We start from the raw sequence: 21,317 nt of genomic DNA, 5'->3' as shown, positions 1-21,317 counted from the left end.
TCCACCAAAACAGAACGTGGCAGGAAAAGCAGATGCGTATCTATCTATGTGGCATGGTCTTTGCGGGCCTCGTGGCCTGTTCTCCGTCGCTTCCCGAGAGTGGTGCGGGCGGCGGGCTGGATGATGCCGGAACCGGCGCACCGCTTCCCGCTCCGGCGCCGGTGACCGCGCAACCGCTGGAGCCGGCCGGCGCCGGCATGGCGGCTGCTGACGGAATCAACGGGTCCGATGCAGATGACGGTTCCGACAGGGATGACGTCGCCGCGCAGGCCATGGCTGCGATTGGTGAAACCGGGGCGCAGGATGCCGATGCGGCTGCCGAGCGCGCGGCCAATTCCGGTGAACCCGTCCTGCATGCCGACCCGGACAATGCCGCGCCCGAGCTTCTTGATAACCCGGGAATTTCCGACGAGAACGATTTCGAGGCGGTGGACGACCGTCGCTCGATCGAGAACGATGCCGAACTGATTGCGCGCAATCGAGAACTCTACAAGGTGATCGACCCCGAGGCGCTGCCGAAGCGCCCCGGCGGCACCGGCCCCAACATCGTGCAATACGCGTTGAGGACGCAGCACCCGAAGGGCACGCAGATCTATCGCCGTGTCGGGTTCAACAAGGAAAAGCGTTTCCGTCGCAATTGCGCGCGCTATGCCTCGGCCGATCTTGCGCAGATCGCCTTTCTGGAGCGGGGTGGTCCGGAACGTGACCGCATGGGCCTTGATCCGGACGGAGACGGATTCGCCTGCGGCTGGGATCCGGACCCGTTTCGCAAGGCAGTGAGCGGATAGAGTGCGTTGCGCCGGATCGGAGTCACCCGCCCGCCCAAAGGCGGGTACGGTCCGTGCCCATGTGGACGGACGCGTGCCAGTCTCCGGCCCGTTCCCGATCAAATGCAACACGCTATAGGCCCGTCGTGACCGCGCCCGAATGGCTCGCCTCTCCGAATTTCACCGAACGCCGCGACGGGTATGATCCCGGCCTGATCGTTCTGCACCACACCGCAATGGAAAGTGCCGAGGCGGCGCTGGCGCGGCTCCGCGATCCGGATGCCGGGGTGTCGGCACATTACGTGATCGGGGAAACCGGCAGGACATGGCAACTGGTTTCCGAGGATATGCGGGCGTGGCACGCGGGTGCCGGAGAGTGGCGTGGACGTGGCGACGTGAACTCCCGTTCGATCGGTATCGAACTGGTCAACTCCGGCCGGCACCCGTTCGCATGGCCGCAGATGCTGCGGCTCGAGGTGCTGATGCAGGACATCATGACACGCTGGCGCATTCCGCCGGAGGGGGTGATCGCGCATTCCGACATGGCCCCGGTGCGCAAGTCTGATCCGGGGGAGCGGTTTGACTGGCGGGCGCTTGCGCTGCGCGGGCTTTCGGTTTGGCCCGGTCCGGAGGTGAGCCGCCGGATTGCGGACCCGGCCGGGTTTGCCGACAGCGCCCGCGCTTTCGGGTATCCGTGCGACGTGGATGCCGAGGCGCTGCTGATGGCGTTTCGCTTGCGGTTCCGGCCCTGGGCCTCGGGGCCGGCGGATGCCGTCGATGCGGCCCTTGCCGATGACCTGGCGCGGCGGTTCGGCGTTGACCACACCGGGCCGGCCACCTAGGTATGTCGGGCGCGGAAGGCCGGATGACCGCGGGTGCCCGAAAGGACCGCCCGAGGAAAGTCCGGACTCCACGAGACGACGGTGCCGGGTAACGCCCGGCCGGGGCAACCCGAGGGAAAGCGCCACAGAAAAGAGACTTCCCCACAGGCCCGGCAAGGGCCGGGGGTAAAGGTGAAACGGTGGGGTAAGAGCCCACCGCGGGACTGGTAACAGGACCGGCACGGCAAGCCCCACCGGGAGCAATGCCGAATAGGGACCGCGCGCGGGGCCGGTCCCGGATCACGGTCCGGGATACCGCTCGCAGGCTTGTCTTGGCCCGGCGGTCCGGGTTGGCAGCTCGAGGCGCTCCGGCAACGGGGGCGTCCAGAGGAATGGTCATCCATCCCGGCCTTCGGGCCGGGAGGACAGAATCCGGCTTACAGGCCTTCCGCGCAACCGGCCTGCCCGCGTGCCGAAAACGCGGTTGACTCGGCCGTGAAGCCCGTTAAAAGGCAGGCTTCAAGGGATTTTCACGGGGCGCCTCTGGTGCCTCGGCGCAGGAGACGGAACATGGCGAAGCCCACCACAATCAAGATCCGCCTGAACTCGACCGCCGGGACGGGCCATTTCTACGTGACCAAGAAGAATGCGCGGACGATGACGGAAAAGATGACCATCCGCAAATACGACCCGGTTGCGCGCAAGCATGTCGAGTACAAGGAAGGCAAGATCAAGTAGGATCCGCCTTTAAGGCGATTTCATGGAAAGCCGCGCCTTCGGGGGCGGCTTTTTGCATTCGCGTGCGGTTTCAGGGTGGATCGGGCGCGGCGGCGGTGCCCTGCATGATCGATGGTCAACAGAAAAGGGGCCGGTCCACAGGACCGGCCCCCGCTGTTCGATCTGGAGGGATCGGTTATTCGCGCCCGCCCATCAGGCTCAGCAGCATGATGAACATGTTGATGAAGTCCAGGTAGAGACGCAGGGCGCCCATGATCGCGGACTTGCCCAGCCACTCGCTGTCGCCGTGGTGTGCGTGGGCCAGATATTCGTTCTTGATGTCCTGCGTGTCATAGGCGGTGAGGCCCGCGAAAATCAGCACACCGAGCACCGAGATCGCGAACATGATCGCCGGGCTTCCGATGAAGATGTTGACGATCGAGGCGACGATGAGGCCGATCACGCCCATGATCAGGAACGATCCCCAGCCGGAGATGTCCTTCTTGGTGGTGTAACCCCACAGGCTCAGGCCGGCAAAGGAAATGGCCGTGATCAGAAAGACCTGCGCGATCGAGAAATCGGTGAACACCACGAAGATGTAGCTGATGGACACCCCCATGACTGCGGCGAAGGTGTAGAAGAACAACTGCGCCGCCGCGGCGGAGAGCTTGTTGATCATGGCGCTGAAGGCGAAAACCATGATCAGGGGGGCAAACATGACGATATACCGGGTGAACCCGGTGAACAGCGTGTTCATCATGGTGGCATTGTTGCCGACTGCCCACGCCGCGAGGAATGTGATGATCATGCCCACGGACATGGTGCCGTAGACCTTGTTCATATGGGTGCGAAGACCCTGATCAATCTGGGCGGTACGGGCTCCTGCCGACGTCCGGATTGTGTCAAACTCTGCCATCTGTTTCCTCCGATAATGAGCATGGCCAGCCCCGGGGCGGGGCCTTTGGTGACAATATCGGTCAGGACATTCCGCATTTCAAGGTTTTCACGCCCCGATTGGTGCGAATTCCGGCGATGCCCGAAAAGCGGTCAGTCACGCCAGTTGTTCGGCACGTCCCAGAATGCGCGCTGTCCTTCGATCCGGGCCGCGTCCCGGGTCACCCCGATATCCGCGAGCGCCCGATCATCGAGAGACCTGAGCGCCCGCCGCTGCCGTGCGAGGGCGACCCACGCGAGCGGGCTGAAACGCCGCTTTGGAATGGCGTGATGGCGAATACGATTCTCGGTCAGGCTGGTCATTCCGAGCTTCCTTTCCATTCTGTGAACACGGGTGCCGTTTGCATTTCTTCTGTTGATATATCTGGCAACTTGTGATCCATTTGTGAAATGAATATTTATGACCTGATACATCAGGGGGTGTGATGATGCGGAACCTGGACATGACAACGCTCAGGTCGTTCGCCGCTGTCGCGGAACATGGGGGCGTGACGCGGGCGGCCGCGTCGATGAACCTGACGCAATCGGCGGTTTCAATGCAGCTCAAACGGCTCGAAGAGATGCTCGGAATCGAGCTTCTGGACCGCAGCAGCCGGCGGGTGGCCCTGACGCCCCCCGGAGAACAGCTCCTGGTCTATGCGCGCCGCATGGTGCTTCTCAACGACGAAGCCGTCGGTCGCCTGACCGACAAGCTCTACGAGGGGGAGGTGACACTGGGAGTGCCGCATGACATCGTCTATCCGGTCATTCCACGGGTCCTCCGGCAGTTCAACGCCGCCTATCCGAGGGTCAAGGTGCAGCTCATTTCGTCCTACACGACGGGCTTGCGGGCGGCGCATGCGCGCGGCGAGATCGACCTCATCCTGACAACGGAAGCCGAACTGACCCGCGGCGGTGAGACATTGGCGGAAGTGCCGCTGCGCTGGATCGGCGCGCCAGGGGGTACAGCATGGAAACAGCGCCCGCTGCCACTGGCGTATTGCCGTCACTGCACGTTCCGGCCCGGCGACCTTCGCAAGCTCGACGCGGCCGGAATCGATTGGGATCTTGCGGTGGATTCGGAGTCCGACCGCACGATCGAGGCGACAGTCAGTGCGGATCTGGCCATCACCTCCATGCTTGAGGGGCACGCGCCGCCACATCTCCAGATGATCCCGGCCGGTGACGGGTTGCCGGTGCTGGATCGCCAGCGGATCAACATCTACGGCGGGGCATCGCCCGGAAATGATCTTGTCGCACATCTGGCGGCCATGGTGCGCCAGGGGTTCGCCGCCTTGCGCGGTTCCGACAGTGCCGCGGCCGCATCGGCCAGGGGTGATGCGCCGGCCTCCGCCGCGATCGACACCTTGCAGGAAGAAGCAGGGTAGATCAGGGTCCGGCGCCGGTGGTGACCACGACCTTGCCGGTGGACTTGCGCGCGCGCAGGAGGTCAAGGGCTTCATCGGCACGCTCCAGCGGCAACACATGGCTCACATGCGGATGCAGCCTTCCGTCCTCGAACCAGTCCAGGAGCCGCGAAAGGCTTTTCGTCACGATCTCCGGGCGAAATCCCAGGTAGCCCCCCCAGTAGAAGCCCAGGACGCTCAGGTTCTTGACCAGGAGATGATTGGCCGGAACCTGTGGGACTTCGCCGCTGGCGAAGCCGATCGCCAGGATCCGCCCCTCGGGGCGGCAGGCACGCAACGCCGCTGTGAACTGTTCCCCGCCCACGGGATCATAGACCACATCGACGCCGCCAAGGCGTTTGCACTCGGCGCGGATGTCGTCGGTTTCGGCGTTGATCAGGTGATCGGCACCAGCCTTGCGCGCCACCTCGAGCTTGTCGGCACCGCGGGCGCAGGCGACCACGCGTGCGCCCATCAGCTTGCCGATTTCAACAGCTGTAAGGCCAACGCCGCCGGCCGCGCCAAGCACAAGGAGCGTTTCGTCCGGACGCAGACGCGCCTTGTGATCCAACGCCAGGTGACTGGTGCCGTAGGCGATCTGGAAGGCGGCCGCCTGCTCGAAGGTCATGGTATCCGGTAGCGGCACCGCTCGGTCCGCCGGAAAGCATCCCGTTTCGGCCAACCCGCCCTTGCCCCCGAACACGGCCACGCGGGTGCCCGGAGGGGGGCCTTTCGTTTCCGGGCCCAAGGCATCAATGACACCGGCCACTTCCATCCCCAGGGTGAATGGCGGTTCGGGTGTCTCCTGATAGGTGCCCTTCGTCATCAGCAGATCGGCGAAGTTGAGACCGCAGGCATGAATTCTGAGCCGGATCTCTCCGGCGGCCGGCTCCGGTACGGGGAGTTCCGCGATGCCGGGGAGGGCGTGGAACGAAGTGACCTGGAACGCGCGCATCGGGAACTCCCGGCTGAGGGTCAGAGGGAACAAAAGACGACAGCATCCTGTGTCCCCGATGTGGCCGGGCCTGTCAATTCGCGGGCGCATTGAAGCGATGGTCACCACGTTCCGGCGTGCCCGTTGAAATTGTTTCTTGATTCCAATTGTCACTTCACGAGGGAGCAATATTTCTTGTATTTTGCTGGCTGGATGTTAGGCTTCATGGCTATCGGAGGGGCGCGTGGTGGTGCTGGTTGTGTTGCCTGCCGTCCTTTGAGCGCCGCGCAAGGCAGGTTCAGGAAAATCTGGAAGGAAAATTCTATGGCGCACCCAGTTGATGTCCATGTTGGTAAGCGTATTCGTCATCGTCGCTGGCTTGCTGGCGTGACTCAGCAACAGTTGGCCGAACACGTTGGTATCAAGTTCCAGCAGATCCAGAAATACGAAACCGGCGCGAACCGTGTCAGTGCGTCCCGGCTCTGGGATATTGCCGAGGCCCTGGATGTTGATGTGAGCTTTTTCTTTGAGGGGCTCGAGCACGCCCAGGACCAGGAGAAGCGTGCGAACGGGTCCAGGTCCGCTCCCGCGGATCTGCTTGGTGACAAAGAGGCTCTTGATCTTATCCGGTCCTACTATGCGATCCCGGAAAACCAGCGCAGGCGTCTTTTCGATCTGGCGCGGGTTCTGAGTGACGTGGCGTGAAGACAGCGGTTTCCGTACGGTGAAGTCCGGTCGATTTACACAGGCGTATGGAATCGCGCGTGACCAGTGAAAACAGCGAAGAAATCATTTCCACGGCGCATGCGATGGCGGATGCGGCAAGGCTGGCAATTTTGCCGTTTTTCCGGTCCGACGGCCTGCTGGCGGATAACAAGGCAACGGCGGGCTTCGATCCGGTGACGGAAGGCGACCGCGCCGGAGAGAGGGCGATGCGCGCGGTGTTGGCCGCGCACCGTCCGCAAGATGCCATCCTTGGTGAAGAGTTCGGCCACCAGCCGGGCACAAGCGGGTTGACCTGGGTACTTGATCCGGTTGATGGCACGCGCGGGTTTCTGTCCGGAACACCGACATGGGGCGTGTTGATCGCGGTTTCGGACGCCTCCGGCCCGCTTTTCGGCATCATTGATCAGCCGTATATCGGGGAACGGTTCGAGGGGGGGCTCGGGCGCGCCTGGATGACGGGACCGATGGGGGCCGGCCCGCTTAATGTGCGCGGTGATCGGGCGCTGAACGAAGCGATCCTCTTCACCACATTCCCGGAGATCGGCGATACGGTGGAAAGGGACGGGTTCGGTGCGGTGGCCGATCTCGTGCGCCTCACCAGGTACGGCGTGGATTGCTACGCCTATGCCCTCCTCGCGGCCGGGCAGATCGACCTGGTGATCGAGGCCGGCCTGAATGCTTATGACGTTCAGGCCCCGATCGCCGTCATCGAGGCCGCCGGCGGTATCGTGACCGATTGGCGGGGGCGGCCGGTGCATGACGGGGGGCGTGTCCTGGCGGCGGCCGGCGCGGCGCAACACGCGGCGGCACTTGAAATCCTGTCGAGTGTGTGAAGCCCGGGAAAACGGAACCGGTCGGGGCGGATGTGTATGTCTGAGGCGATGGGAGGCAAGGATCTCGGTCCGGGAATGGCGATGCGCATCATGTTTGTTTTCTGTGTCGTTCTGCCCCTGACGGCCTGTAGTAGTGGAGGGGAATCGCCCGCGGCGGTCGCCGCGCCGGACCCCCTGGCCACGGAACCGGGGTTGAAGGCCGGACGGGCTGGCCGGGCGATCAACGCGTTGCGCGGGGACCGGGGGCTCCTCCCTCTGGTATCGGACCCGCGCCTTGACGCCGCGGCTGCGGCCCATGCCCGCGACATGCGTGAAAACGGGTTTTTCAGTCATACGGGATCTGACGGCGCGAGCGCCGGAGACAGGGTGCGCCGGGCCGGGTACGGCTACTGCTTCGTCGCCGAGAACCTGGCGCGCGGTCCGGCCCGGATCGAGAGGGTGCTGGAGGGCTGGATGCGCTCGCCGGGCCATCGGCGCAACCTCCTGACCGTGGAGGCCCGCGATTTCGGATTTCATCATGGCCCCGGCGGACATTGGGTTCTGGTGCTGGGGCGGCCGGGCTGCTGAACATCGCGGCGCAAGGTGATTGTCTTCTGCCCGAGGCTTGATTATGGCTCGGGTCTGGGTCGGGAACGGGGGATGACATGGCCGAGGAAGAGCATCAGACTGAACCCGATGCCGATCGCGAAGAGGACGCCTATCTTCTGGATCGGCAATCCGTGGCGCGCATCATATACGCCGTCGATACCGACAACCGGGATCTTCTTCTGCAGGAACTGGAGCAGCTGCACCCGGCCGACATCGCCGATCTTCTGGAGCAGATCAACGCCTTCGACCGTCGCCGCCTGATCGAGCTCTATGGGGTGGAGTTCGATGGTGACATCCTGTCCGAGCTTGACGAGTCGATCCGCGAGGAGGTGATCGGCCTGCTCAACCCGGAGGTTCTCGCGGATGCCGTGCGCGATCTCGAGTCCGACGATGTCGTGGACCTCGTCGAAGATCTCGAGGATCAGCAGCAGGCGGCAATCCTCGGTGCCCTGGAGGACAGTGACAGGGCAGCGGTTCAGCAATCCCTGAATTACCCGGACTATTCCGCCGGCCGCCTGATGCAGCGCGAGGTGGTCATGGCGCCCGAACACTGGAACGTGGGCGAGGCCATTGACTTCCTGCGCAACCAGGAGAACCTTCCCGAACAATTCTATCATATCGTCCTGGTCGATCCGCGGCTCAAGCCCGTCGGCAATGTCACACTGGGCAAGCTGATGGCGTCGCGCCGCGAGGTGCTGCTGAAGTCACTCGTGGAAGAGACGTTCCATTCCATCCCTGTCACACAGGACGAAGGCGATGTTGCCTACGCGTTCAACCAGTACCACCTGATTTCCGCGCCGGTGGTTGACGAAAATGAGCGTCTCGTCGGCGTGATCACCATAGACGACGCGATGGCGGTTCTCGACGAGGAACACGAGGAGGACATCATGCGCCTGGCCGGCGTCGGCGAAGGACGGCTGAACGACAGCCCGTTCGCCACCACCAAGCGGCGCTTTCCATGGTTGGCGGTGAACCTCGTCACTGCGATCCTTGCCTCGGTCGTCATCGCGCAATTCGAGGACACGATCGCGCAATTCGTCGCACTTGCGGTGCTGATGCCGATCGTCGCCTCGATGGGGGGCAACGCCGGCACCCAGAGCCTGACAGTGGCGGTGCGCGCCATCGCCACGAAGGATCTGACCGGCAGCAACGTCTGGCGCGTGATCCGGCGGGAAGTTCTCGTCGGCCTCATCAACGGGGTAGTTTTCGCCGTGGTGATGGGCGTTGTCGGGGTCCTGTGGTTCGGTGGTCCGGGACTTGGGTATGTCATAGCTGCCGCCATGGTGATCAATCTTGTCGTTGCAGGGCTGGCAGGCACCGTGATTCCCGTGGCACTGGAACGCATCGGGGTGGACCCGGCGCTCGCTTCGGGCGCCTTCGTGACCACGGTCACGGATGTTGTCGGGTTCTTCGCGTTTCTGGGTCTGGCGGCGGTGTTTCTGCTTTGAACGACATCAACGATGTGAAACGTGCGGCCCGGCAGGCCGCCTTTGCCCGCCGCAAGGCAGCGCATGAGGAAAGTGCCGGTGATGAGTCACGGTTGCTTGCGCAGGTTCTTGCGGGGTATCGGGGCCGTCCGCTTTCGGGTTTCATGCCCATTCGAACCGAGATCGATCCGCGCCCTGCGATGGCCGAAGCCGCGGCACATGGTCCGGTCGGGGTGCCGGTGATCCGCGCCGCGGGAGAACCGCTGACCTTCTCAAGATGGTGGCCGGGCTGCGCCATGACAAAAGGCCCTTTCGGGGCGATGGTTCCCGAGAACGGTGAGGCCGTGGAACCGGAAATCCTGATCGTGCCCCTCGTGGCGTTTGACCGCTCGGGCGGTAGGTTGGGTTATGGTGGCGGCTTTTACGACCGGACGCTGGAGTTGCTGCGTAGCCGGCGCCCGACCCTCGCCATCGGGTTCGCCTACGCCGCGCAGGAAGACGCGCAGCTGCCGCTGGAACCCACGGATCAACCCTTGGACATGGTTGTCACGGAACGTGAAATCATGGATTTCACGTCCTCCCGATGAATGGTCGCCGCGGCCAGTCAAGAGCGCCGCGCGTCTGACCGGATACGCCGGTGTCACGCCGTCCGATCAAGGACGGCCGGCGGTGCGACGACCCTCAGTCGCCGGACGGTTCGTACCCGGACGCCTTGCCAGGGTCGCGCCGGCCTTCGGGCTTGCCGAGTACCAGCAGCGAGGGCGTCACGATCAGGGTCAGGACGGTCGCCAGGGCGAGCCCGCCGGTTACAGCGGTCGAGAGTTCCGTCCACCATTGGGTCGAGGGCGCGCCATGAGTTATTTCGCGGCCCTGGTAATCGATCGTCAGGGCCAAAACCATGGGCATCAGCCCGAGAATGGTTGTGACGGATGTCAGAACCACCGGACGGAGACGCTGAACCCCGGTGCGGAGCGCCGCTTCCCGAACACTCATTCCGTCGCGCAGAAACCGATTGAACGTGTCGATCAGCACGATGTTGTCGTTGACCACGACCCCGGCAAGCGAAATCATTCCGATCCCGCCCATCACCACGCCGAAGGGGCGGTCGGTAACAAGCAGTCCGATCAGAACGCCGGCCACGGAAAACACGATCGCGGTGAATACGACGATCGGCTGATAGAAGCTGTTGAATTGTATTACCAATATGGCGAACATCAGGGCGACCGCCGCGATGAATGCCTTGGTCAGAAAACTTGCCGCGGCTGCCTGCTCCTCGGCTTCTCCGCCAAAAGACCAGTTGACACTGTCGGGCAGGGCGGCCTGTTGCAGCGCGGTATCGAGCGCCTGGACCTGGTCGTTCACCAACGTGCCGGAAGCCACGTTCGCCTCGATCACGGTAACGCGGGTCTGGTCGGTGCGCCGGATCGTCCCTGATCGCGGCGAGGGCATGACTTCGACGAAATTTTCCACCGGCACCAACCCCGCCGAGGTTGGCACCCTCAGACTGCGCAGGTTTTCCAGGGTGCGCTCGGTGCCGGGAAACCTGACCCGGATGTCGACCGGCTCGTCGGTATCTTCGGGACGGTAATCCGCAATCTTCACCCCCTGCGTCAGAAGCTGGACAGCCTGACCCAGGAGGCTGACATCGGCGCCAAAACGTGCTGCTTCGGACCTGTCGAGATCAAGCCGCCACTCGACGCCGGGCAGGGGGCGTGTATCGGTGATGTCCGTGAACCCGCCGATCCGGTCCATGATCCGAAGCGTCGTCTCGACCGCGTTCTCGCGGGCTGCATCGGTCGCGGCACGGATTTCAAGGCTCACGGGTTTTCCACCGGTCGGTCCGATGTTCTGGGTCTGCACCTGAACATCAATGCCGGCAATGTCGGTCATGCTGTTGCGGATATCCCCGGCGATGGTTTCCGCGCTGCGGCGCGTGTTCCAGTCCGTCAGCTCAAGCTGTATCGTGCCGATCATCTCGGCGTCGGAACGGTTGGCCAGTGTCGAACGGGCGTAGACGGTTTCGATTTCGGCCCGTCCGATCAGGCGGTTTTCGACCCGGCGCACAAGATCATCGCGTTCGTAGATCGAGAAGTTGTCGCGTGAATGTATGTCGACGCGTGCGAAATCCGGTTCGATGGACGGAAAGAAGGTGACACCGCGGCCATATTCCCCGTAAAGGCCGAAAGCGGCCATCAACAGGGCGAATGTGGTGAGGACAACGGCAAGGGGGCGCGCAAGAGCCAAGTTCAGGAAACGCGCATAAACCCCGGCCGCCCCCTTCAGTGTGCGTGGATCGCCAGACTCGCCAGCGGCGAGTATCGCCTTGGCGCGGGCCGTCTGCGGGCGGCGGCGCCCGATGAGGCCACCGATGACGGGTACGAAGATCAATGCCATGAACAGCGATGCCGTGAGGGTCAGAAGGACGGTCACAGGCAGGAAAATCATGAATTCACCGGTGACACCGGACCAGAAAAGAAGCGGCACGAAGACCGAAAGCGTGGTCCCGGTGGCGGCGATGATAGGCCATGCCATCCGTTTCGCCGCGGCGGCAAAGGCTTCGCGCGGGGGCATGCCCTCTTCGAGTTTCCGGTCGGCATATTCGACGATGACGATGGCGCCGTCGACCAGCATGCCGACGACGAGTATCAGGGTGAACAGCACGATGATGTTCATCGTGTAACCCATCGCCCAGAGCGCCGCGACACCGGCGAGGAAAGCGCCGGGAATTGCCAGCCCGACAAGCACGGAGGACCGCAGGCCGAGCGCCCAGACAATCACCACCATGACGAGAATCACCGCGGCGATGACGCTGGACTCGAGCTCCGAGAGGATTTCGCGAACCTGCTCGCCCTCGTCCTGGGTATATGTGAGGCGGATGCTTTCCGGCCACTCCAGTGACGCGTCCCGGGCCGCCGCGCGCACCGCATCGACGGTTTCGATGATGTTGGCGCCCGATCGTTTCTTGATCTCCAGGACGAGGGCCGGTTGACCGTCAACGCGCGCGAAACCCTGGGGATCATTGAAACTGCGCCGGAGAACGGCAACGTCCGCGAAGGTCACGACAGTATCGCCGCGTACCTTTATCGGCATTTCCATAACGTCCTCGGCGGACTCGATAAGGCCCGGCACCTTCAGCACCAGCCGGCCCGCCGCAGTGTCGATGGACCCCGCCGCGATAAGCCGGTTGTTGCGGGTGATCTGGGCCACCAGTTCCTCGAAGGACAATTCGTAAGTCTCGAAGATGGTCGGGTCGATCAGCACCTCGAGTATTTCTTCGCGCTTGCCCGCGATGTCGACTTCAAGAACACCCTCAAGGGCCTCGAAACGGTCTTTCAGGTCATTTGCAAGCGTATTCAGTGTTCTTTCGGGGACCGGACCCGACAAGATCGCGGTAAGGATCGGGAAGAGCGCGGTATTGACCTCGTTCACGACCGGATCGGATGCGTCCGCGGGCAGCTCTCCGCTCGCGCGGTCAACGGCCTCGCGCACCCGGTCCAACGCCTCATCGGAGTCGAATCCGGGCTCGAATTCCAGCGTGACCGAGGCAAACCCCTCGCCGGCCTCGCTGGTCATCTCCTCGAGCCCGGCCAGGGCTGCGAGTTCGGTTTCAAGAGGTTCCACCAGCAAGCGTTCGGAGTCCCGCGGCGCGATCCCCTCCAGGGAGGTCAGCACATGAACGATCGGGATGGGAACCTCTGGCGCGCTTTCCTTTGGAATGACGCGATAGGCGACACTGCCGGTGAACAGGAGGATCACAAGCGTCAGCACCACGAAACGGCTGCGCGAGAAGGCGGCGTCGATGAGTCCCTTCACGGTTCTCGTGCTCCGGTGTCGGGCCTTGGGTCGACGGTATCCCCGGCGCGGACAAAACCCTGTCCGACGCTGATGATGCGCGCAGTGCCGGGCAGTCCGGTGACCCACACGCCATTGGTCTGTGCCTTGAGGATCTCGACGGGTTGGAATGCAGCGCGGTTCTGTTCATCGACGGTCTTGAGCCCGAGGGCGCCGCTCTCGTCCAGGGCCAGGATCGCAGGTGAGACGAAATGCGCGGCGGTTTCCCCGGTGGGGATTCTCACCTCGACGCTGATGCCGGCGGTGAGCAGGCCATCCGGGTTTGCCACCTCCACCTCGAGTGCGAAGGTCCGGGTGGTGGGATCCGCGGTCGACCCCAGGAAACTGACGGTGCCGGTCCGCCGTTCGCCGGTTATGAAGTGGATATTCGCAGATTGGCCAAGTTCGAGCCGTCCCAGGGATTGCTGGGGCACGCGGGCCTCGATCGTAAGCGGATCGCTGTCCACCACCCGCGCCAGGTCGGTGCCGGCAGTGACGAATTCGCCGGTGTCGATTTCCAGCGCCTCCAGCTGTCCGGCAAAGGGCGCCCGAATTTCCGTGTCGGCGATGGCCTGGCGCGCTGCGGCAAGTGCCGCTTCGGCGGCGGCAAATTCAACCCGCGCGTGGACAACGCGGTCCAGCGTCGTCGCGCCTCTGTCCAGCAGGGTTTCGGCATTTTCCAGTTCGCGTCTCGTGCGTGCGAGGTCCGCTTCTGCGCGGCGCAGGTCCGCGGTGCGCTGGCGCGGATCGATCCGGGCGATCAGGTCGTCCGCGGCGACCTTCTGGCCCTTGCGGATCAGCACCTCCCGGATGGCGCCTGATGTTTCCGCCCGCACCCTTGTGTCGCGGTCCGGCAGGGCTTGTCCCTCGGCGACGAAGGTCTCGGACACCGGTTCGGCCGTTGACGTTGTCACGGCGACGCTGACAGGTTCGCCGGCGCGCGAGTCCCGCGTGGCCTGCCCGTCCTCGTCAGGCACGAGCATGCCGCTTGCGAACCAGATTGCGATGATCCCGACAAGCGCAAGTGCGGACCATGCCGAACGATGTGCGCCCGGATCGTCAGCGAAATGTAACGGGTCGTTGGGCATGATGCGGGTCTTTCGGAGTCCGGAACAGCGGAACAGGCGCCGGCGCCCCGGTCAAGCGCGAGCGTGGCGCCGGTTGCCTTATGTGGCAGGTGCTGGCGCATATCCTTGATCTGAAGCAATCGGGCGGGCCTGGCCCGGGTTATTATGCGCGGTTCGTGACACGGGGCAACACCGGCGTCACGTGATCTGGCCGCCCGGAGAAACCGTGCCGCGCTTGCTGCTCATCAAGTGATGCGCGGCCGACCGGGTGACCTGCAGCAGGGGGCCCATTCGGAACCCGTGCCCGTTATCCGGAAAGGGCTGGAGAATGCCGCCTCAGGGCCCGAAAATTGCCCGATGCGGGAAAGGGTGGTTGAAAGCCGCGCGTCCAGACACCACCTGTTGCCGCAGCGAAACGGCATCAGGCCGCTTCACGCAGGCGGTCCGGAGGATGCCCGAACAGGAGGTATCGTGACCGACAAAATCGTAGCTGAAAACCTTTCCAAGGTGTTCGGGGACGATCCGGGTCAGGCGCTCAAACTGGTCAGGGACGGCAAGACCAAGGATGAAGTCCTTGCCGAGACCGGACAGACAATCGGTGTTCAGTCTATTGATTTCTCCGTTGCGGAGGGCGAGGTCTTCGTCGTCATGGGCCTGTCGGGATCCGGCAAATCGACCCTTGTACGAATGCTCAACCGGCTCATTGACGCGAGTGACGGGAAAATCCTTGTCGATGGCGAGAACCTGCGCGACGCCAATGCCGAAACACTTCGAAAGCTGCGTTTGGAAAAGATCGCGATGGTGTTCCAGCATTTCGCGCTCTTTCCGCACAAATCCGTCCTCGAGAATGTGGAATACGGCCTGAAGATCGCTGGCATCCCGTCAAGCGAACGCCGCCGCCGGGCGCTTGACGCGCTGGACAAGGTGGGATTGTCGGCATGGGCCGATCGGAAACCATCCGCGCTCTCGGGCGGCATGCAGCAGCGGGTCGGATTGGCACGCGGGCTTGCCGTGGATCCTGAAATCCTGCTCATGGACGAACCCTTCTCGGCGCTGGATCCGCTCATCCGCAAGGACATGCAGACCGAATTGCTTGCGCTGCAGCGTGAACTGAAAAAGACGATCGTGTTCATCACCCACGACCTCGACGAGGCGCTTACCCTTGGTGACCGTATCGCGATCATGAAGGAGGGGCGGTTCGTGCAGGTGGGCACGGCCGAAGAGATCGTCGGCAACCCCGCGGATGATTACGTTGCGGCGTTCACCCAGGATATTGATCGCGCCCGCGTTTTTGATGCCAGCGCGGTCATGAGACCGCCGGAAGCGCTTCAACTCAAGGATGGTGACTTCGCGACCGCGCGGCAGCAACTGGACGAGTTGGGCCGGGATGCTCTGCATGTGCTGAATGGCGAGGCGGTGTTTGGCGTGATCACCCGCCGGTCGATTGCCGAGGCCGAGCGACAGGAGGGTGCGTCCTTGCGCGATGCCGTGCGGCGGGATGCCCCGACCGCTGAACCGAGCACGCCGCTGCATGAGCTGTACGACTCGTGCAGTTCCGGGCTTCCGGTCGCGATTACCGATGACCGGGGCCGGTTCGTGGGGGTCGTGCCGCCCGAAGCGGTTTTCCAGCTGCTTGCAAAAGACACCGACAAGACGCACCGCGGTGATGCGCCTGCGGACGAAGACGACGCAGCAGACGCCCCCGCCATGTCGGCCTGACAGGAGAGTTTTCATGTGGCAACCGTCCGATACATTCGAGATTCCGCTTGATGCATGGGTCGAAACCGCCATCAAGGGGTGGCTTGTCCCGAATTTCCGGGAGGCATTCCAGGCCGTGCAAACCCCGATCTCTTTCGTTCTCGAAGGGCTTGATCTTGGGTTGCAGGCGATCCCGATGCCTGTTTTCGCCATTGCCCTGACTGTTGTCGCCTGGGTTGTGGCAAGCCGGGGACTGGCGATTTTCACCCTTGTCAGCCTTGCGATCGTCGATCTTATCGGCGTCTGGACCCAGACCATGACGACACTCGCGATGATCCTGACGGCTGTCTTGTTCTGCGCGATCGTCGGTGTGCCCCTGGGCATCGCTGCATCGCGCAGCGACAGGTTCGAGAAAGGCATCCGCCCTGTTCTGGACATCATGCAGACAATTCCGCCCTTCGTGTATCTGGTTCCGATCGTGATGCTTTTCGGGGTGGGTATGACCCCGGGCATCATCGCAACAATCATTTTTGCCCTGCCGCCGATCATCCGACTGACCAATCTTGGCATCAGGTCCGTTCCCGAGGATCTGATCGAGGCAGCATATGCTTTCGGGTCGTCACCGCGGCAGGTGCTCTGGGAGGTTCAGTTGCCGCTCGCGCTGCGTACCATCATGGCAGGCCTGAACCAGACCCTCATGCTGGCGTTGTCCATGGCGGTCATCGCGGCACTCATCGGCGCTGGCGGGCTGGGTCTGACAGTTTATACCGGCCTTGGCAGGCTGGATGTCGGGGCCGCCACGGAAGGCGGACTAGGCATCGTGCTGCTGGCCATGATCCTTGACAGGATCACCCAGGCGCTCGGCTCGGACGCGCCCAGCAGGACACCGGGATTGCTGGAGACGCTGAAATCGTTCTTCAGCAAACGGGCACCGGCAACGTCACCCACGTGACGCGACGGCGTGCCCGTCACACAGAAGCGAAAGCGGCCATGCGCTGCCGGGATTGGCCGCGGAGGCGCCTCCGGTGCCACGGCACCGAAGCGGCGTTACACAAAATGATGGAGGACTTTCGACATGATTGACAAGAAAGCGATCCTGAAACTCACAACCGGCGCGGCGGTTGCCGCCATGACGGCATTGCCCACGGCCACCGTTGCCCAGGACAAGATGCCCGGCGAGGGCGTGAGGATCGACATGGCCCGCGCAAGCTGGGACACCGGCTGGTGGCAGGCAGAAGTCTACAGTCAGATGCTTCAGGAACTGGGCTACGACGTCTCCCGCATCACGACGCTGGACAATCCGCCCTTCTACCAGACGGTCGCGCAGGGCGATATCGACCTGTGGGTCAACGGCTGGTTCCCGCTGCACAACTCTTACGAGGACGCGTTCAGCCAGGGCGCGGAGAAGGTCGGTTACGTGGCCAAGGGCGGCGCGCTTCAGGGTTACCTAATCGACCGGAAAACGGCCGAGGAGCATGACATCAACCATGTCTCCGACCTGACCAGGGACGATATCCAGACACTCTTCGACGCCAATGGCGATGGCAAGGCGGATCTTGTGGCGTGCCCGCCGGGTTGGGGATGTGAAACCGTGATTTCACATCATTTCGAAGCATATGGCTGGAACGACGATTTCAACCCGATCAAGGCCGGTTACTCGGCCTCCATGGCGGATGCGCTTGGCCGCTACGAGAATGGCCAGCCGATTTTCTTCTACACCTGGACGCCGAACTGGACCGTGGGTGAGTTGCCGCCGGGCAAGGACGTGGTCTGGCTTCAGATGAAAGAGACCAAGCTGCCCGAGGGGCAGGCCCATCTCGCGGACCAGACGACTGTCGAGGATCTCGCCGGTTGCCGGGGCGAACAGCCCTGCGATCTGGGTTGGCCGGCCAATGACATCAGACCGGTGGCCAATTCCGATTTCCTGGCGGAGAATCCGGCCGCCGCAAGACTGTTGCGCGAAGCGAGCATTCCGATTGCCGATATCTTCGACCAGAATGCGAAAATGAACGCGGGCGCGGACAGCCCGGAAGACCTTGAACAACAGGCTTCCAACTGGATCGAGGAGAACCGGGACAAGGTTGACGCGTGGCTGAAATCCGCGCGTGAAGCCGCCCATATGTAAGCCCCGCAGGACCGGTGGACCGGTCCGACGGTTTTATTTCCCAGGGGTGTCAACCGCGCCATCGGCGATTGTCGGTGGCGCGGTTTCGCGCGGGATTGCGAGGGCTCGAAAGTCCACGGTCACCGTTGGAAGCGGGAAGGCGGCGTCATCGGTGGTGGCGAATCCCGGCAGGGTTTTCGGGCCGCGCAAGCGAGCCTGGCCACAGTCGTGCTGTCCTTGACGCGTTGTGCCGGTCGAACCCTCTCTCTACACTGCGCCATGGCCGCGCCATTTCGTTTCGCGCAGCTTGCGCGGGGTCATGTGATACCGCTCCCTGATCTTGCGCGAGAAATGATTGGGCGTCTTGAATCCCGTCTGATAGGCGATCTGGCTGATCTGCATGCCGGTGTGGCGAAGCAGATAAGCACCACGCCGCACCCGAAGGCGCCACAAGTAGTCGATCGGTTTTTCCCCGAACACGCTATTGTATAGCCTGTTCAGGTGCTGGGGTGACAGGCCCGAAACGCCGGCCAGTGTACGCATCGTGATCGTCCGGCCCAGGTTTTCTTCGATGTGGCGTCGGACAAGCTGCACCTGTGGCTATATCTCGGCCACCGTTTCCATCAGCTTCCTGCGGGTCAGCAGCTCTTCGAGAACCGCGATACCCGGGGCAGAGCAGAAATCATGCATGTCCGAGTAGATGTCGATGGGCAGGCCGGCGCCGGTCTTGATCAAGGAGGTTGCGGCGGGCGAAACATCCATTGGCCCGCAGAACGGCGCGATCGCAGAAACCTTTCCGACGTCAAGGTTCCCGGAAATATATTGGCACCACAGCACGTTGCACATGCTGGCGGGGCCGTACCTGTATTCCAGCCTGTGCCGCGAGGCCGCAAGTGCAATACCGGGCGCGGAAAGGTGAAACACGCTGTCGTCGCACTGGATCTCGACTTGTCCGGTCCGAAGGTAGATCGCTTCGAGCTGGCACCCGGTCATCGGGCCGAACTGATCTCCGTCACGATAGGTTGTCTCGCCGAACGTGAATGATGTTCCCGGATCGAGAATCTTCGCGATGGATAACTTTCCGGTCTCCAAGTTTGTCACCATCACATCTGAACGGCCTTGAGCGGGATGGTTTCGATTTTTTCTTGGTTATTCAAATCGAGTTTCTCGATGTCGGCGATACCCCGGCTGGTGCCATGAAGGGCGCCATGTTCATTTCAGATAACATTATGGAATCCGGGATACGCGAAAAATATTGATGGCAACCATGTGAGGGGGAACAATTCCCGAAAAACGGGAGGCATGTTTCGTGAACCTCAGAGAAATGATCCGCGCCGGACATGGTGATGTCAAAGCCGACCTTGTGATCAGTAGTGGTCGGTTGATCAACGTGGCCACGGCCGAGATCTATGCCGCCGAGGTCGCCATCAAGGACGGGCACGTTGTCGCGATCGGGGATGTGGAGCATTGCAAGGGACCGGATACGCGATTTCACGATGCGAACGGGCGCTACCTGGCGCCGGGCATGATCGACGGGCACCTGCATGTCGAACGCTCCAAGCTGTCGGTTTCGAGCTTTGCCGAACTCGTGGTGGCCTACGGCACAACCTCTGTCGTGTCGGGTCTGGATCAGATCCTTGTGGTTTCCGGGCTTGAAGGCGTGCGGCACTTCCTGGACGAAGCAAATGCTGGACCAATGACAATTCACTGGGGTGCACCGTGCAAGACACCTTACACAATGCCGCGCTCGACGGTGAATCACTACTTTGGCCCCGATGATCACCGGGCGACCCATGAATGGCCTGAATGCATCGGCATCTGGGAAACGGTGCGCGAATTCATCCAGGAAGAAGACGATGACGTTATCGAGGCGTTGGAGATAGCCCGCCGGCACAAGCTTCCGGTCTTTGGATGCTCGCCGATGTGCAAGGGATCGAAACTGGCGGGATATGCAAGCGCCGGCATCCGCCTCGATCATGAAAGCTACGATGTGACCGAGGCGCTTGAAAAGATGCGCAACGGGATGTTCATCCTGATCCGCGAAAGCTCGATCAGCCATTTCCTCGACGAGAACATTCAACTGGCAACGAAGTACATCCCTCAGGCAGATCACCGGATCAGCTTATGCACCGACGATGATCAGCGGCTGGAAGAAAACGGCGATCAAGAACATGGCATCGGCATTTGGCGCGAAGGCCGAGGAAGACCCGTCGATCTCACCGAAGGAGGTGGAAAGACTGCACGCCAAGATCGGCCAACTCGTCGTGGAACGGGATTCTTTGGCCGATGCCTCCAGTCTCATCCTCGGCCCTGGAGGCGGAAAGAGGTGAAGAAAGAGCATCGCGATCTCAGCGTTCGGCGGCAGTGCAGCTTGCTGTCGCTGGGGCGCCCCAGCCTCCACATCACCCGCGCGGCGAAAGCGCGGAAAATCTGCGGTTCATGGAAATCATCGATGGGCAGTTCCTGGAAACGCCATGATATGGCTCGCGGCATATGTCCCGCCATATGCAGCGGGAAGGGCATAAATGCGGTCGTCATCGTGTGCGCCGGCTGATGCGGCTCATGCGCCTGGTGCCGATCCACCAGGCGCCGGAGACCAGCCAGAAGCACCCCAAACACAAGATTTATCCGTACTTGCTCAAGGGCCTGGCGATCAACCGCCTCAATCAGGTCTGGTTTGCCGACATCACCTACATTCCGATGCGGCGCGGTTTTCTCTACCTCGTCGCGGTCATGGACTGGCACATCTGAAAGGTGCTGAACTGGCGGCTGTCTAACAGCCTGGACGCGGAATTCTGCATCGAAGTTCTGAAAGAGGCGCTGCCACGGCCCGGCCCGCCGGAGATCTTCAACTCCGACCAAGGTTCGCAATTCACCAGCACCGATTTCACCGACGTGCTGCATGAGGCCAGGGTGAAGATCTCGATGGACGGCTGCGGCGGATGGATCGACAACCGCATGATCGAACGGCTCTGGAGATCGCTGAAATATGACTGCTGAACCGTCCCGGGTTTCCGAGAGGCTTTTTTGTTCAAAACTTAGGCGGCGTTTTCAAGAGCATTCATCTCTGCATGGAACTCATCCTCCACTTCCTGCGGCGGCCGGTGGCCGATGGCGCTGTGTAGCCGCTCCGTATTGTACCAGCTGACCCAGTGCAGGGTCTCCCACTCGACCTGGGCCATGGACTTCCACGGGCCGAAAAAGTTGATGACCTCGGTCTTGAAGAGGCCGATAATGCTCTCGGCCATGGCATTATCATAGGAATCACCGACACTGCCGACCGAGGTGTCGATTCCGGCATCGGCCAGGCGCTCAGTGTAGCGGATGGACAGGTACTGGGCGGTCTCAACCGGTCGTCGCAACACCACGATCTTGTTCCATTATCATGAACTCGTCCAGCGCCTCTGCGGGCGTCCTCCAACCGAGCGTCTTTCTCGGTCTGCCGTTCAGTGCAACTGCGACGGC

The 21,317-nt window shown here is 62.4% G+C and carries 23 protein-coding genes, 1 other RNA gene and 1 pseudogene; 16 read left to right on the top strand and 9 right to left on the bottom strand.

Translation table 11 applies throughout. The annotated features are described in order from the left end of the window. The first annotated feature begins 32 nt into the window (after positions 1-32). From DQW77_RS16435 to rpmG, 4 genes are all read left to right on the top strand, one after another. Positions 33-788 (top strand): hypothetical protein, encoded by a 756-nt coding sequence (locus DQW77_RS16435; RefSeq protein ID WP_113259303.1) that lies wholly within the window; start codon positions 33-35, stop codon positions 786-788. A 191-nt stretch (positions 789-979) separates the two neighbouring features. Next, entirely contained in the window at positions 980-1,609 is a 630-nt protein-coding gene (locus DQW77_RS16430; protein WP_404947945.1) for an N-acetylmuramoyl-L-alanine amidase, read from the top strand. Between the two features lie 11 nt (positions 1,610-1,620). Continuing rightward, positions 1,621-2,044: RNase P RNA component class A (rnpB, locus tag DQW77_RS16425), an RNA gene on the top strand. 114 nt (positions 2,045-2,158) lie between these two features. Beyond that, on the top strand, positions 2,159-2,326 hold the full coding sequence (rpmG, locus tag DQW77_RS16420) for a 50S ribosomal protein L33 (protein WP_010441901.1): 168 nt from the start codon (positions 2,159-2,161) through the stop codon (positions 2,324-2,326). Between the two features lie 175 nt (positions 2,327-2,501). Here the strand turns inward: rpmG and DQW77_RS16415 are convergent, their stop codons facing one another. Both DQW77_RS16415 and DQW77_RS16410 read right to left on the bottom strand, forming a co-directional pair. Beyond that, positions 2,502-3,221: a Bax inhibitor-1/YccA family protein gene (locus DQW77_RS16415; RefSeq protein WP_113259301.1), complete on the bottom strand. Its 720-nt coding sequence runs from the start codon at positions 3,219-3,221 to the stop codon at positions 2,502-2,504. 131 nt (positions 3,222-3,352) lie between these two features. Further along, positions 3,353-3,562 (bottom strand): DUF1127 domain-containing protein, encoded by a 210-nt coding sequence (locus DQW77_RS16410; RefSeq protein ID WP_113259312.1) that lies wholly within the window; start codon positions 3,560-3,562, stop codon positions 3,353-3,355. Positions 3,563-3,684: 122 nt separating this feature from the next. Between DQW77_RS16410 and DQW77_RS16405 the strand changes: the two genes are divergently transcribed. Continuing rightward, positions 3,685-4,626, top strand: coding sequence for a LysR family transcriptional regulator (locus DQW77_RS16405; protein WP_181711315.1), 942 nt, complete (start codon positions 3,685-3,687; stop codon positions 4,624-4,626). Position 4,627: 1 nt separating this feature from the next. On the opposite strand, the gene DQW77_RS16400 is transcribed toward DQW77_RS16405, so the two are convergent. Beyond that, positions 4,628-5,599: an NADPH:quinone oxidoreductase family protein gene (locus DQW77_RS16400; protein WP_113259300.1), complete on the bottom strand. Its 972-nt coding sequence runs from the start codon at positions 5,597-5,599 to the stop codon at positions 4,628-4,630. Between the two features lie 303 nt (positions 5,600-5,902). Between DQW77_RS16400 and DQW77_RS16395 the strand changes: the two genes are divergently transcribed. The 5 genes from DQW77_RS16395 (at position 5,903) to DQW77_RS16375 (ending at position 9,739) form a co-directional block, all read left to right on the top strand. Next, positions 5,903-6,283 (top strand): helix-turn-helix domain-containing protein, encoded by a 381-nt coding sequence (locus tag DQW77_RS16395; protein ID WP_113259310.1) that lies wholly within the window; start codon positions 5,903-5,905, stop codon positions 6,281-6,283. Positions 6,284-6,342: 59 nt separating this feature from the next. Continuing rightward, on the top strand, positions 6,343-7,137 hold the full coding sequence (locus DQW77_RS16390) for an inositol monophosphatase family protein (RefSeq protein ID WP_258523892.1): 795 nt from the start codon (positions 6,343-6,345) through the stop codon (positions 7,135-7,137). A 36-nt stretch (positions 7,138-7,173) separates the two neighbouring features. Then, entirely contained in the window at positions 7,174-7,704 is a 531-nt protein-coding gene (locus tag DQW77_RS16385; protein WP_258523891.1) for a CAP domain-containing protein, read from the top strand. Positions 7,705-7,781: 77 nt separating this feature from the next. Further along, positions 7,782-9,173, top strand: coding sequence for a magnesium transporter (mgtE, locus tag DQW77_RS16380; protein WP_113259298.1), 1,392 nt, complete (start codon positions 7,782-7,784; stop codon positions 9,171-9,173). Further along, positions 9,170-9,739: a 5-formyltetrahydrofolate cyclo-ligase gene (locus DQW77_RS16375; RefSeq protein ID WP_113259297.1), complete on the top strand. Its 570-nt coding sequence runs from the start codon at positions 9,170-9,172 to the stop codon at positions 9,737-9,739. The genes mgtE and DQW77_RS16375 overlap by 4 nt, the downstream gene beginning before the upstream one ends. A gap of 94 nt (positions 9,740-9,833) precedes the next feature. Here the strand turns inward: DQW77_RS16375 and DQW77_RS16370 are convergent, their stop codons facing one another. Both DQW77_RS16370 and DQW77_RS16365 read right to left on the bottom strand, forming a co-directional pair. After that, on the bottom strand, positions 9,834-12,965 hold the full coding sequence (locus DQW77_RS16370; protein WP_113259296.1) for an efflux RND transporter permease subunit: 3,132 nt from the start codon (positions 12,963-12,965) through the stop codon (positions 9,834-9,836). After that, on the bottom strand, positions 12,962-14,071 hold the full coding sequence (locus tag DQW77_RS16365; protein WP_113259295.1) for an efflux RND transporter periplasmic adaptor subunit: 1,110 nt from the start codon (positions 14,069-14,071) through the stop codon (positions 12,962-12,964). Before DQW77_RS16365 ends, DQW77_RS16370 begins: the two co-directional genes overlap by 4 nt. 450 nt (positions 14,072-14,521) lie before the next feature. Between DQW77_RS16365 and DQW77_RS16360 the strand changes: the two genes are divergently transcribed. The 3 genes from DQW77_RS16360 to proX all read left to right on the top strand — a co-directional run bounded on the left by DQW77_RS16360 (position 14,522) and on the right by proX (position 17,873). Beyond that, the gene (locus DQW77_RS16360) at positions 14,522-15,769 is read left to right on the top strand and encodes a glycine betaine/L-proline ABC transporter ATP-binding protein (protein ID WP_113259308.1); all 1,248 of its coding nucleotides are present in this window, start codon (positions 14,522-14,524) and stop codon (positions 15,767-15,769) included. A 13-nt stretch (positions 15,770-15,782) separates the two neighbouring features. Further along, positions 15,783-16,700 (top strand): proline/glycine betaine ABC transporter permease, encoded by a 918-nt coding sequence (locus tag DQW77_RS16355; RefSeq protein ID WP_113259294.1) that lies wholly within the window; start codon positions 15,783-15,785, stop codon positions 16,698-16,700. 123 nt (positions 16,701-16,823) lie between these two features. Beyond that, positions 16,824-17,873, top strand: a complete 1,050-nt coding sequence (proX, locus tag DQW77_RS16350) for a glycine betaine/L-proline ABC transporter substrate-binding protein ProX (RefSeq protein ID WP_113259293.1) — start codon at positions 16,824-16,826, stop codon at positions 17,871-17,873. Between the two features lie 246 nt (positions 17,874-18,119). Here proX and DQW77_RS16345 read toward each other — a convergent pair whose 3' ends face one another. From DQW77_RS16345 to DQW77_RS18105, 3 genes are read right to left on the bottom strand one after another with little or no spacing between them, the layout of a single operon-like run. Further along, the gene (locus DQW77_RS16345) at positions 18,120-18,395 is read right to left on the bottom strand and encodes a helix-turn-helix transcriptional regulator (protein WP_147095007.1); all 276 of its coding nucleotides are present in this window, start codon (positions 18,393-18,395) and stop codon (positions 18,120-18,122) included. A 57-nt stretch (positions 18,396-18,452) separates the two neighbouring features. After that, entirely contained in the window at positions 18,453-18,956 is a 504-nt protein-coding gene (locus DQW77_RS16340; RefSeq protein ID WP_113259291.1) for a hypothetical protein, read from the bottom strand. Positions 18,957-19,005: 49 nt separating this feature from the next. Beyond that, the gene (locus tag DQW77_RS18105) at positions 19,006-19,398 is read right to left on the bottom strand and encodes a hypothetical protein (RefSeq protein ID WP_147095006.1); all 393 of its coding nucleotides are present in this window, start codon (positions 19,396-19,398) and stop codon (positions 19,006-19,008) included. On the opposite strand from DQW77_RS18105, the gene DQW77_RS18815 reads away from it, so the two are divergent. The 3 genes from DQW77_RS18815 to DQW77_RS18805 are packed head-to-tail and all read left to right on the top strand — an operon-like array spanning position 19,378 to position 20,852. Beyond that, positions 19,378-20,406, top strand: coding sequence for a hypothetical protein (locus tag DQW77_RS18815; RefSeq protein ID WP_147095005.1), 1,029 nt, complete (start codon positions 19,378-19,380; stop codon positions 20,404-20,406). The genes DQW77_RS18105 and DQW77_RS18815 overlap by 21 nt on opposite strands. Further along, a complete protein-coding gene (locus DQW77_RS18810) occupies positions 20,346-20,603 on the top strand; it encodes a hypothetical protein (protein WP_404947944.1) in 258 nt (85 codons plus the stop codon). Before DQW77_RS18815 ends, DQW77_RS18810 begins: the two co-directional genes overlap by 61 nt. A gap of 3 nt (positions 20,604-20,606) precedes the next feature. Continuing rightward, positions 20,607-20,852, top strand: coding sequence for a DDE-type integrase/transposase/recombinase (locus tag DQW77_RS18805; protein ID WP_113259288.1), 246 nt, complete (start codon positions 20,607-20,609; stop codon positions 20,850-20,852). Between the two features lie 38 nt (positions 20,853-20,890). Here DQW77_RS18805 and DQW77_RS16320 read toward each other — a convergent pair. Next, positions 20,891-21,193, bottom strand: a pseudogene (locus DQW77_RS16320) (integrase core domain-containing protein); the annotation flags it as partial. Between the last annotated feature and the right edge of the window lie 124 nt (positions 21,194-21,317).

Source organism: Roseovarius sp. TE539 (genome assembly GCF_003298505.1).
In the GTDB taxonomy this organism is placed as follows: domain Bacteria; phylum Pseudomonadota; class Alphaproteobacteria; order Rhodobacterales; family Rhodobacteraceae; genus Roseovarius.
The sequence above is the reverse complement of the archived record's forward strand: the minus strand, read 5'-3'. Positions and strand labels throughout refer to the sequence as shown.

Excerpts from the sequence above, each read along its gene's own strand:
- DQW77_RS16435 (WP_113259303.1), top strand. The coding sequence starts at position 33 with ATGCGTATCTATCTATGTGGCATGGTCTTTGCGGGCCTCGTGGCCTGT.
- rpmG (WP_010441901.1), top strand. The coding sequence starts at position 2,159 with ATGGCGAAGCCCACCACAATCAAGATCCGCCTGAACTCGACCGCCGGG.
- DQW77_RS16415 (WP_113259301.1), bottom strand. The coding sequence starts at position 3,221 with ATGGCAGAGTTTGACACAATCCGGACGTCGGCAGGAGCCCGTACCGCC.
- DQW77_RS16410 (WP_113259312.1), bottom strand. The coding sequence starts at position 3,562 with ATGACCAGCCTGACCGAGAATCGTATTCGCCATCACGCCATTCCAAAG.
- DQW77_RS16405 (WP_181711315.1), top strand. The coding sequence starts at position 3,685 with ATGATGCGGAACCTGGACATGACAACGCTCAGGTCGTTCGCCGCTGTC.
- DQW77_RS16400 (WP_113259300.1), bottom strand. The coding sequence starts at position 5,599 with ATGCGCGCGTTCCAGGTCACTTCGTTCCACGCCCTCCCCGGCATCGCG.
- DQW77_RS16395 (WP_113259310.1), top strand. The coding sequence starts at position 5,903 with ATGGCGCACCCAGTTGATGTCCATGTTGGTAAGCGTATTCGTCATCGT.
- DQW77_RS16385 (WP_258523891.1), top strand. The coding sequence starts at position 7,174 with ATGTCTGAGGCGATGGGAGGCAAGGATCTCGGTCCGGGAATGGCGATG.
- mgtE (WP_113259298.1), top strand. The coding sequence starts at position 7,782 with ATGGCCGAGGAAGAGCATCAGACTGAACCCGATGCCGATCGCGAAGAG.
- DQW77_RS16365 (WP_113259295.1), bottom strand. The coding sequence starts at position 14,071 with ATGCCCAACGACCCGTTACATTTCGCTGACGATCCGGGCGCACATCGT.
- DQW77_RS16355 (WP_113259294.1), top strand. The coding sequence starts at position 15,783 with ATGTGGCAACCGTCCGATACATTCGAGATTCCGCTTGATGCATGGGTC.
- proX (WP_113259293.1), top strand. The coding sequence starts at position 16,824 with ATGATTGACAAGAAAGCGATCCTGAAACTCACAACCGGCGCGGCGGTT.
- DQW77_RS16345 (WP_147095007.1), bottom strand. The coding sequence starts at position 18,395 with ATGCGTACACTGGCCGGCGTTTCGGGCCTGTCACCCCAGCACCTGAAC.
- DQW77_RS16340 (WP_113259291.1), bottom strand. The coding sequence starts at position 18,956 with ATGGTGACAAACTTGGAGACCGGAAAGTTATCCATCGCGAAGATTCTC.
- DQW77_RS18815 (WP_147095005.1), top strand. The coding sequence starts at position 19,378 with ATGATCGACGGGCACCTGCATGTCGAACGCTCCAAGCTGTCGGTTTCG.
- DQW77_RS18105 (WP_147095006.1), bottom strand. The coding sequence starts at position 19,398 with ATGCAGGTGCCCGTCGATCATGCCCGGCGCCAGGTAGCGCCCGTTCGC.
- DQW77_RS18810 (WP_404947944.1), top strand. The coding sequence starts at position 20,346 with ATGTCCCGCCATATGCAGCGGGAAGGGCATAAATGCGGTCGTCATCGT.